This window comes from Streptomyces albipurpureus, assembly GCF_023701525.1.
GTDB lineage: Bacteria > Actinomycetota > Actinomycetes > Streptomycetales > Streptomycetaceae > Streptomyces > Streptomyces albipurpureus.
Map to the genome: position 1 here is coordinate 1 of NZ_JAMQAW010000116.1, position 1,931 is coordinate 1,931.

Consider the following 1,931-nt stretch of genomic DNA (forward strand, 5'->3'; position numbering starts at 1 on the left):
GAGCGGCTCCAGCCGATCCAGGATCAGCGTAAGGACAAGGTCCGCCGACGCCGGGAGAACCCGCCCCCGCCCAAGCCCCCGACCACCTGGCGACCGGACATGATCACCTGCCCCTACTGCTCAAGCCCGCCGAATGTCCCATGCAGGGAAATCGGCAGCCCGCACCGGGCACGCGTGGCGCGGGCGGAGAAGATCAACCGCAAGTACGGGTCGGGATCTGCCACAGCACGCGCGTGTGCACCCCCCAGGTCTGGCTGATCGACTTCCGGTACGCCGCGCAGAGGGCGTACCCGCATGGCGCGTGGTTCGTCCGCGCGCCGTCGGTGACCTTCCAATCCGGATGTCCCCTGGATCCGGCCGTGAAGATGAGCACAGGCGGTGGCACCGGTGCCGCCGTCACTCTCCTCGTCGTGGGGATGGTCCCTGGGTCCACAAGCCGTATGTCGCGTCCAGGTAGTGGTCCCCACGCTGCGGGGATGGTTCCCGCGCTGAGATGCCTCCCTCGTTCGTGTGTGCACCCGCTCGCGGTCTGGGGTGGTCGGGGCGCGGCCGCGTACCGTTGAGGCGAGGAAGGGAGGCGGGTATGGAGACTGGACAAGCCCCTGTGTGGACGGCGTGGGTGGACGGTGAGCCGGTTGAGGTCCCCGCGACGATCGCCGGGGTCCGCGAGCAGCTCGCTCCGGAGCGCCGGGAGGAGTTCGACCGGGTGATCGCCGAAACCCCGGGGGAGGACCTGCACCGGGTACTGGCCATGTGGGCGCTGCCGGACGGCGCGTGGGCACAGATCAACGCCGACTTCGACCGCATCGAGGCCGCTGGAGCGGCTTCCACGTGAGCTACCGCATCGAATACGCGGACGCCGCCCGCACCGCGCTCAACGCCATGCCCACCGCCCGCAGGACGGCGTTCGAAACCGGCATGCGCAAGATCGCCGCAGACCCCTACGGCAAAGGAACCGGACCCGCGGTCAGCCCACGGGAGCCAGACCGTCGCTCCGCCCCCGTCGACCAGTACGTCGTCGTCTACTACGTCAGCCGCCCCGTACTGCTGATCACCACAGTCCACATCATCGGCTGACCCGGAATATCCGAATCTCTCAAAGTGAGTAAATACCGGGGCCCACCACGGATAAAGTCGCAGGTCAACAAGTTTCGGCCCCGCGCTGCGGGGATGATCCGCTCTGGTTCGTGCCGGATGACGTGATCGCCTCGTCGGCCCCGCGTTGCGGGGATGGTCCCTCATTCCGGGTGGGATTTTTGAAACTTCCGGCTGGTTGGGCAGCCGATGGCACTCTCGTCGCGCTCTGACGCGAACGGTTCGCGCCAAAGCAGACACCGGCCTGGTGCTGGGTCACACTGGAGACTGCCCGGAGGAGGCCGGAGGTGAGAGGAACGTGAGTGTCGCCCACAGCCACGTCGGACCGTGGACGCTGGAAGACGTGCTGGCGCTACCCGAGGACACGACGCAGCGCGTCGAGCTCGTGGGGGGATCGCTGATGATGAGCCCCGCGCCCGGGCTGCCGCACCAGCGGGCCTCGCACCGTCTGCACAACCTGCTGGAGCAGGCCGCCGCAGCCGCCGACCTTGAGGTCGAGGTCTTCGAAGCGATCAACGTCATCGTCCCTGACGGGCTGGTGATCCCCGATTTGGCGGTCGTGGACGCGGCCGCCGCAGAAGAAGCGGGCGCCGCTGTCATGGCCCACGACGTCCTCGTCGTGGTCGAGATCGCTTCCCCGTCCACCCGGGTCACCGACCGTAAACTCAAGCCCGCGTTGTACGCGGCAGCGGGGATCGAGCACTACTGGCGGATCGAGTTGGAACCCGCACCGCGAGTCCTGGTCGGACGCCGCCACGGCGCGACCTACGCAGACCTCCCGCCACTCCTGGCGGGCACGATCGGCAGGATCGACGAACCGTTCCCCATCGAGTTCG

Annotated in this window: 3 protein-coding genes; all 3 read left to right on the plus strand. The window is 68.1% G+C overall.

Going from position 1 to position 1,931, the window contains the following annotated elements:
- Positions 1–583 precede the first annotated feature (583 nt).
- Positions 584–835 (plus strand): hypothetical protein, encoded by a 252-nt coding sequence (locus tag NBG84_RS39785; protein ID WP_250924622.1) that lies wholly within the window; start codon positions 584–586, stop codon positions 833–835.
- The gene (locus NBG84_RS39790) at positions 832–1,077 is read left to right on the plus strand and encodes a hypothetical protein (protein ID WP_250924623.1); all 246 of its coding nucleotides are present in this window, start codon (positions 832–834) and stop codon (positions 1,075–1,077) included. Before NBG84_RS39785 ends, NBG84_RS39790 begins: the two co-directional genes overlap by 4 nt.
- A gap of 316 nt (positions 1,078–1,393) precedes the next feature.
- Positions 1,394–1,931: Uma2 family endonuclease (locus NBG84_RS39795; RefSeq protein ID WP_250924624.1), on the plus strand; the 538-nt coding region annotated here is incomplete at its 3' end.

Excerpts from the sequence above, each read along its gene's own strand:
- NBG84_RS39785 (WP_250924622.1), top strand. The coding sequence starts at position 584 with ATGGAGACTGGACAAGCCCCTGTGTGGACGGCGTGGGTGGACGGTGAG.